At 41.6% G+C, this 8,723-nt stretch carries 8 protein-coding genes; 2 read left to right on the top strand and 6 right to left on the bottom strand.

The window, feature by feature from the left end:
* From IQ230_RS17435 to kdpA, 6 genes are all read right to left on the bottom strand, one after another.
* Positions 1–339, bottom strand: a 339-nt coding sequence (locus IQ230_RS17435) for an anhydro-N-acetylmuramic acid kinase (RefSeq protein ID WP_193933552.1), incomplete at its 3' end; no start/stop codon positions are given.
* A 25-nt stretch (positions 340–364) separates the two neighbouring features.
* Positions 365–1,546 carry a universal stress protein gene (locus IQ230_RS17430; protein WP_193933551.1) on the bottom strand — a complete coding sequence of 394 codons (1,182 nt, stop codon included), beginning with the start codon at positions 1,544–1,546 and terminating at the stop codon, positions 365–367.
* 87 nt (positions 1,547–1,633) lie between these two features.
* Entirely contained in the window at positions 1,634–2,251 is a 618-nt protein-coding gene (gene kdpC / locus IQ230_RS17425) for a K(+)-transporting ATPase subunit C (protein WP_193933550.1), read from the bottom strand.
* A 2-nt stretch (positions 2,252–2,253) separates the two neighbouring features.
* The gene (locus IQ230_RS17420) at positions 2,254–2,502 is read right to left on the bottom strand and encodes a potassium-transporting ATPase subunit F (protein WP_228055085.1); all 249 of its coding nucleotides are present in this window, start codon (positions 2,500–2,502) and stop codon (positions 2,254–2,256) included.
* A gap of 119 nt (positions 2,503–2,621) precedes the next feature.
* Positions 2,622–4,724: a potassium-transporting ATPase subunit KdpB gene (kdpB, locus tag IQ230_RS17415; protein WP_193933549.1), complete on the bottom strand. Its 2,103-nt coding sequence runs from the start codon at positions 4,722–4,724 to the stop codon at positions 2,622–2,624.
* A gap of 44 nt (positions 4,725–4,768) precedes the next feature.
* Entirely contained in the window at positions 4,769–6,454 is a 1,686-nt protein-coding gene (gene kdpA, locus IQ230_RS17410) for a potassium-transporting ATPase subunit KdpA (protein WP_193933548.1), read from the bottom strand.
* A gap of 440 nt (positions 6,455–6,894) precedes the next feature.
* Between kdpA and IQ230_RS17405 the strand changes: the two genes are divergently transcribed.
* The gene (locus IQ230_RS17405; RefSeq protein ID WP_193933547.1) at positions 6,895–8,031 is read left to right on the top strand and encodes a sensor histidine kinase; all 1,137 of its coding nucleotides are present in this window, start codon (positions 6,895–6,897) and stop codon (positions 8,029–8,031) included.
* Position 8,032: 1 nt separating this feature from the next.
* Positions 8,033–8,710 carry a response regulator transcription factor gene (locus IQ230_RS17400; protein WP_193933546.1) on the top strand — a complete coding sequence of 226 codons (678 nt, stop codon included), beginning with the start codon at positions 8,033–8,035 and terminating at the stop codon, positions 8,708–8,710.
* The last annotated feature ends 13 nt before the right edge of the window (positions 8,711–8,723 follow it).

Raw genomic sequence — 8,723 nt, 5'->3', positions numbered from 1 at the left:
CCTCACTCCTAACCCCTCGCCCCTTCTCTGCGGTGGTTGATGATACACTGTCTGACCGTGCGAGCCAATGAGTTCTACTGAAGGATGATTAATTTGTAAATGTTGCGCAGCTTGAGCAAAAGCTAGGGCGATCGCATCATCTAATTCTGCCAATTGTGCCATCGAAAGCGCTTCTCCCGCACAAACTGCAAGTATTTTTTCTTTTAACTTTGCAGGATAAGGATAAGTATCTCCTGCTAAGAATTCTACTTGGATATCGGTATCTGTACCAGAAATATCAACTAAAGCAGCATCGATGCCATCAACCGAGGTACCGCTGATTAAGCCAATTACAAGCATTAATTTATCGACTCGACTGTAAAATTTATTCTACTGGAGCAACACTATTAAACTCAGCGTTCTTCTCCGAGCCAATAATATGAATATCAATATTTTTCAGCAACCGTACTAAGTGTTGTGTAAGAGAACCACGCAAAAGCATTTTCCAACGCGATCGCTGACTTTCGCCGATGACAATCTGAGTAATGCGGTATTGTTTAGCAACATTGGCGATCGCAGAAGAGATATTGTAGCTTGTGACTTGGATAAAAGTCCCGCCGAAGTCTTGACACAGATGCTTGCAAGTTTCGATGTGTAAGCTTTCCGCTTTGGTGAGAAAGCGATCGGGATGAGCAACAAAAACAGCGTATAAAGGAGCATTCATATAACCTGCAATCCGCGCCCCGCGACGCAGCAATTGTAATGAATTGGGATAAGTAGATACACAGACTAAAACACGCTCGTGGATGTTACAAGTTTGTCCTGCAAGTTGCTCATTTGAGAAATTAGCATTGAGTGCGATCGCATCTTCTTCGACATTATCAGCAACTTCGCGCAGTGCGAGTTCGCGTAAAGCAATTAAGTTGCGGCGTTGAAAAAAGTTAGCGAGTGCTTGATGAATTTTTTCGGGAGCGTAGATTTTACCTTCAAGTAAACGTTCTTCTAGTGTTTCAGGAGTCACATCAATGACAACTACCTCATCCGCTTCCTCAATCAAGCGATCGGGAACGCGTTCTCTGACGACTACACCTGTAATTCTTGCGACTAAGTCATTGAGACTTTCGATGTGCTGAATATTTACTGTTGAGTAGACGTCAATACCTGCGGCTAAAATAACTTCGACATCTTGATAGCGCTTTTCACGTTCAGAACCAGGGACATTAGTATGCGCTAATTCGTCGATGAGTATAAGTTGTGGTGATCGCGCTAAAATTGCCTCTGTGTCCATTTCCGTTAATGTCAACCCGCTCCGAACGATCTCCTGGCGCGGGATAAGTTCTAATCCATAAGCTTTTTGTGCCGTCTCCTTACGCCCGTGAGTTTCTAATAGCCCGATGACAACATCAACGCCTTCTTGTTTAAGTGCTTGGGCTTCTTCAAGCATTCGGTATGTTTTACCAACCCCTGGAGCCATCCCAATAAAAATTTTATGCTTACCCTTACGTGCTGAGCGAATGATCGAACTGCTAGTAGGAATTGGTTCGCTTGCTATTTCATTTTGAAACATTGTTACGAGGTTGTATGAAATGAGCTGTAGTGGTAATTGGCGTTGATCTGCAATCTAAAAGCCGAAATTAACTCAAACAAATTAGTACTACTCTAGCGGAGCTTGTAAAACGTCTAGCTCGCGATTTAAATTCAACACGTTTACTCCTGGTTCTCCAAAAATCCAAAGAAATCTGCCCTGTGTGTGTTTAGCAATTAAAGGAGTAATTTCATCAGGGGATAAATTACGCGCCTTTGCAACTTGCTCTAGCTGATTGAATGCAGCTTCTACTGTAATATGCGGATCTAAACCGGAACCCGAAGCATAAATAAGATCAGCAGTAGGTAGAATCCCGCGTTCTTCTAGCTGTGCAGCAGTTTCATTGATACGTGCGAGTAAATCAGGGTTACTCGGAGCAAAGTTACTCGCACCCGATACACCTGTCCTTTGTCCGATATTTTCTGGATCGCGTTCTTGTTGTGTAAAGCTGCTGTAGTTTACTGCACTAGGGCGACTATGAAAATAGCGATCTGACGTAAAGACTTGCCCAATCAATGCCGAACCAACATTTTGTCCTTCCAGGTTTTGAACGATGCTACCGTTAGCTTGAAACGGAAAAAAAACTTGACCAATAACAATCATGATGAGTGGATAAATCACTGCTGTCAGTAGCCACAGCACAAAAGTGATACGAATTGCTTTTATGATATCTCGCACTATAAACATAACTAATAGCGCTCCGGTCGAAAAACGACATCAAACAAATAAATTGTTAACCCCAAAGTAACCAATCCAAGTAAACCAATTGCCCAAGCCTGACGACGCTGCACCCCATCAACCGCCGCATAAACCGCTGGTGCGATCGCCAAGTTCAAACACAGTGCAATTAAAAGCTGTAGAGGCAATTTTTGTCTACGCCATTGCACCCAAATAAAAGAAACACCCTCCAATACATCCATCACCAAAAATCTCTTCATACACTAACCCCAACTCATTTACAGAATATTTCTCACAATTTCTTCTTCTTTGCGTCCTACTCTACGAGAAGCCGCCCTACGGGCGTCTATGCGTCTCTGTGGTTCGTTTAATATTGCTTCTACCCCAAACCTACCGCCGCAATAACCACATCAATCACCTTAATTGCAACAAACGGAGCAACAACACCACCCAAACCATAAAGCAGAATATTCCGCTGCAAAAGTTGATTCGCGTTTAACGGTCTAAACTTAACTCCTGTCAATGCCAAAGGAATTAGCGCTGGAATAATCAACGCGTTATAAATAAGTGCAGACAAAACCGCCGATTGAGTACTTGCCAAATTCATAATGTTAAGCCTCTCAATGCCAGCGGCTGTAAAAATGACCGGAATAATCGCAAAATACTTAGCGATATCATTCGCGATCGAAAATGTCGTCAACGCGCCGCGAGTAATCAGTAGTTGTTTGCCGATCGCAACAATATCAATCAACTTCGTTGGATCAGAGTCTAAATCAACCATATTCGCAGCTTCTTTTGCAGCTTGAGTACCCGAATTCATTGCCACACCGACATTTGCTTGTGCGAGTGCGGGAGCATCATTTGTCCCATCTCCTGTCATTGCAACTAATTTTCCGGCAGCTTGTTCGCGTTGAATGACTGCGATTTTATCTTCGGGAGTCGCTTCGGCAATAAAATCATCTACGCCTGCTTCTTGGGCAATCACTGCTGCAGTGATTTGGTTATCACCAGTCAGCATAATCGTCCGCACGCCCATACGTCGTAGCTGATCAAACCGTTCTTTAATGCCAGGTTTAATAATATCTTTGAGATAAATTACGCCATAAATATCGCCATTGAGTGCCACAGCCAACGGTGTACCACCCAAGCGGGAGACACGTTCGTAAGCAGCATCAAGATCTGTGGGAATTTGACCATTGCGCGAACGCACAAATCCCTTAATTGCTTCTACCGCACCTTTACGCACCTCCACTCCATGCGGTAAGTTCGTTCCGCTCATACGCGTCTTGGCAGAAAAGTCAACGGCTTCAGCTTTACTCCAATCAAACTCAAGCGCCGATCCTAGTTTGTTAGCTAAACGGACAATTGACTTGCCTTCAGGTGTTTGATCGAAGATGCTGGCTGCAAAAGCAACTTTAGCAACATCATCCTCTGAGTGTTCCTTGACTGGAATAAATTCTTCAGCTAAGCGGTTCCCTAAAGTGATTGTACCTGTTTTGTCCAAAACAAGCGTATTCACATCGCCGCATGCCTCTACTGCCCTGCCAGAGGTCGCAATGACGTTAAATTGAGCGACGCGATCCATGCCTGCAATGCCGATCGCACTCAGTAACCCGCCAATCGTGGTTGGAATCAGTGCGACTAGCAAAGCAATCAGAATTGCTACACTTACAGGACTTTGAACATAATTGGCGAGGAATGGTAGCGTTGCGATAACCAACAGAAACACCAGCGTGAGCACTGCAAGTAAGACGGTTAGCGCAATTTCGTTCGGAGTTTTACTACGTTCTGCACCTTCTACTAAAGAAATCATGCGATCAATAAAGCCTTTACCAGGATCGGCAGTAATTTGAATCGTGAGTTCGTCAGATATAATTCGCGTACCGCCTGTAACTGAACTTGCGACATCTGAACCTGGTTCTTTTAATACCGGTGCTGATTCTCCAGTAATTGCTGATTCATCTACAGAAGCAACTCCCGCAATCACTTCGCCATCTGCTGGAATGAGATCGCCGGCAATGACTTGAACGCGATCGCCTCGGCGTAAAGTGGTAGAAGAAACTTCTTGGATCGAACCATCGTTTAAAAGTTTTCGTGCTAGAGTGTCTGATTTTGTTGAACGTAACGCATCAGCTTGCGCTTTTCCACGTCCTTCGGCGACTGCTTCGGCAAAATTGGCGAACAAAACCGTCAAAAACAAAATAATTGTAATCAAGCCGTTGAACACCCGCAGATTCTCACCTGGTACTGTACCAAACAGCGCAGGATCAATTGTGAGCAATGCGGTAATAATCGTACCTACCCATACCAAAAACATCACCGGATTTTTTACCATTTGTCGCAGATTTAGTTTGGTAAATGCATCTCGGATAGCTCGTTGGTAAAGTCCTTTTCTGCTCACTTTTGGTGTATGCTTGCGCCCTTCTCGAGGACCAGTAGGACGGCGACGCGGGCTTATTGGTGAAGAAGTTGTAGAATCCATGATGAGGAGATGGAAGGTAATAGGTAATAGGTAATGGGTAATTATTAATTCCTCAGTAGTTGAAAGCCTTCGGCGATCGGTCCTAATGCTAGAACAGGGAAAAATGTCAGCACTCCTAAGATTAAGATGACTCCTGCTGTCACGCTGGTGAATAATAAAGTATCGGTACGCAGAGTTCCAGCGGTTTCAGGTACAGGTTGTTTATGCGCCATACTGTCAGCTAAAAGCAGTAAAGCAATGATGGGAATGTAGCGTCCTCCTAAAAGGCTAATACTGGTACTCAGATTCCACCAAAGTGTGGCATCTCCTAATCCTTCAAAACCAGAACCATTGTTTGCACTTGCAGACGTGTATTCGTAAACAACTTGCGATAATCCATGAAAGCCTGGGTTACTAATACCAGCTAATGTGTCAGGAAAAGATAAGGCGATCGCACTCGGAATTAAAACAAAAATCGGGTGAACGAGTAGTACAAGACTTGCTAAGACAATTTCTTTTTTCTCAATTTTACGACCTAAAAATTCTGGAGTACGTCCTACCATTAAGCCTGTGATAAATACTGTCAGAATTGAATAAATAAATAAATAAGCTGTACCTGTTCCTTGACCACCCCATATAATTTGTAAAAACATATTAAATAAGGTTGAAAATCCACCTGTAGGCATTAAAGAATCATGCATTCCATTCACTGCACCGCACATTGTTGCTGTTGTACTAACTGCCCATAATGCTGTTTGTGCCCAACCAAAACGTACTTCTTTGCCTTCTAAATTTGGCTGCTCTCCACCAAAAATTGTATTGTTGACGAAGAGATTACCTTGATATTCAGCAACTGCAGTTATACCTACTAAAACTATAAATATACTAAATACCATCCAAAATAGTAACCAAGCTTGTTTGGTATTGTTAGCAAATATCCCGTAGGTAAAAATCAATGACATAGGAATAGATAACATAGTAATAGTTGCTAGCAAATTAGTAAAAGTATTAGGATTTTCAAACGGGTGCGCAGAGTTAATACCAAAAAAACCACCACCATTTTCTCCTAACTGCTTAATAATTTCAAAATGTGCAACGGGACCTCTTGCAATTGTCTGTGTTGTACCTTCTAGCGTTGTTACTATTGCTGGAGAAGCTAAAGTTTCTGGTACACCAGCTAATAATAATAGTAAAGCTCCGCAAAACGATATTGGCAATAAAATTCGAGTAATAGATAAGGTTAAGTCAACGTAAAAATTACCTAGTAATCTACCAGTCAAACCTCGAATGAATGCAATACCTACAGCTAAACCAGTGGCAGCAGAAGTAAACATTAAAAAACATAGTGCTAGCATTTGACTAGCATAGCTGTATGTAGTCTCACCAGAATAATGTTGCTGGTTTGTGTTAGTAACAAAAGAAATAGCAGTATGCAATGCTAAGTCCCAACTAGGTGCATTTAGAATAGTAGGATTTAAAGGAAGAAGACCTTGTAGCATGAGTAGTGAAAAGACAAAAACACCCATAACTAAATTACTGATTAATATGGCTTGGATGTATTGCCTACCAGTCATATTGTCTTTATACCGTACTCCAGCAACCGCAAAAATAAATCGCTCTATAGGATTGATAGCTCGATTAAATAGCGTGCTTTTCTTAAGAAACACTCGTGCCATGTACTTACCAAAGACTGGCGCGATGACTGCTAGAATTATTAATGTTAAGGCAATTTGAAAAAATCCTTGTAGCATATATTATTAAATGTTATTAATGTACGCAAAAGATGTTTTTCTTTCAAAGGTTTACTGTCAAAATAGTTCAATTCAAACTTATGTCACACCAGCAGTTATTTTTTGAGAGTAACTTAAAAATCAAGGCTGAAGCAAAGCTATTTATAATGCCTTGAGTAATAAGTGCTTTTGCCTTTCATAAAAATTATCTGAATATTATCTGAAACTGACAACTAATTAAAGATATAAAATATTTGCTAAAAATAGCTATAGTTGAAACGCTATTTGATATATACACAGTAGTATAAAATTACTAGTCAGTTGATGAAGCGACTATATCTAGGGATATATTATTTGCCTAAAAGCTACGAGAACGCAGGACTTTAGTTAAAAGGTGAGCAGGTTTTAGTCATCTATAATGATTTATCTTAAAATTTAAAGTAGGGTATGCTAAAAACAGAATGTTGTTGCGATCGCTACAGCACCAGATAAACTCTTTTGACAGAAATTTACGCACAAGATCGCTGGGGTTGATTGTTTGTCTATTTTTAGTGGTCTTGATATTAGAGTTTACGACACCTGTAGAATATGTGTTTGGTTATCTCTACACGGGACCAATTTTATTAACTACTTCGCATCTAGGTAGAGCAGCAACAGTTTATGCAACTTTGCTATCAGTATTTTTAACAATCTTAAACTTGTGGTTTCCGGTAGAAGAGACAATCGAGCCTTCTATCGTGGCAAGTCGCTGCATTGCAGCAATGGCATTAATCGTAACGGGAATTTTGAGCGATCGCAATCGTTGTTATCAGCAAGCAATCGCCCAACAACAAGCAAAACTGCAAGCACAAGCACAGTTGATTCAAGTGAGAGAAGATTTTGCTTCTACCTTAACTCACGATCTGAAAACGCCGATGTTAGGTGCAATCGAAACGCTTAAAGCGTTTGAACAAGGAAAATTTGGTACAGTCACACCAACGCATCAAAAGGTGTTAGCAACAATGATTCGCAGTCATTTGTCTACATTACAGCTTGTGGAAACGTTGTTAGATGTGTATCGTAATGATATTGAAGGATTAAAACTACAACTAGTACCAGTAGATCTCGTCACTATCGCTGAAGAAACGATCGCAACACTCACAGATTTAGCCTTATCACGCCAAGTTTGTATTAATTTAAGCTTTGGAGAATCAGAATTTCGGCGATCGCTGTGGGTTAATGGCGATCCGCTGCAACTCCAAAGAGTCTTTGCCAATCTGATTACCAATGGAATTCATCATTCGCTACGTGGTGGTAAGGTTGAAGTTATATTGCAGTCGCAATCTGACTACCACATTGTTAAAGTGTTAGATAATGGCTTAGGAATTACACCGGAAGAACTACCACACTTATTTAAAAGATTTTACCAAGGACATGGCGATCGCCAAGTTAAAGGTTCTGGATTAGGACTCTACTTGACTCGCCAGATTATTGCGGCGCATGGCGGTACAATTTGGGCAGAGAATCGGAGTGTAGGAAATCCTATGCAAACATCTAGTGGCGGACTCTTTGCATTTCGATTACCAACCTTACCATTTCAACCGCTTGAGAAGGCGTGATATGTTACCTGCAAAGACATTGCGGATTCTACTTGTTGAAGATGATGAACTCTTTCGCCTTGGTTTGCAAGTCAAGTTGCAACAAGAATCAGACATAGAAATTGTCGCTGAGGCTGAAGATGGCGAGACGGCGATAGAGATAGTCAAGCATTCTCCACTTGATGTTGTGCTATTAGATATCGGATTACCAGGAATCGGAGGAACAGAAGCTTGTCGTCAAATCAAGCAGCTAAATCCTGATTTGCCCATCTTAGTGCTAACTTCGCATTCCCACGAGTCTTTGATCAAGCGGTTGATTGCAGTGGGGGCGCAGGGATACTGTTTAAAGGGAATCGCCGCAGAAAATTTGATTTTAGCACTGCGTTCAGTAGCCGCAGGTGCATCGTGGTGGGATCGGGCTGCAACAAGTGAGATCCGTGCTAAATTTGACAGCGCAGTCACTACAGATGTTACCAAAAATAGAGAAGAACTAAATCTACCTTTGACTCGACGCGAACAAGAAATTCTTGCTCTTATTGCTGCTGGTAAATCAAACCAAGAAATTGCTGCAGCACTTTATATCAGCACTGGTACAGTACGAGTACACGTTCATACAATTATTCAAAAATTAGGCGTACGAGATCGCACCCAAGCTGCTGTTTTAGCAATCCAAAAAGGTATTAAACCAAGAGCTTTATAGATCTGTTAAGTAC

The organism is Gloeocapsopsis crepidinum LEGE 06123, assembly GCF_015207655.1.
GTDB lineage: Bacteria > Cyanobacteriota > Cyanobacteriia > Cyanobacteriales > Chroococcidiopsidaceae > Gloeocapsopsis > Gloeocapsopsis crepidinum.
The sequence above is the reverse complement of the archived record's forward strand: the minus strand, read 5'-3'. Positions and strand labels throughout refer to the sequence as shown.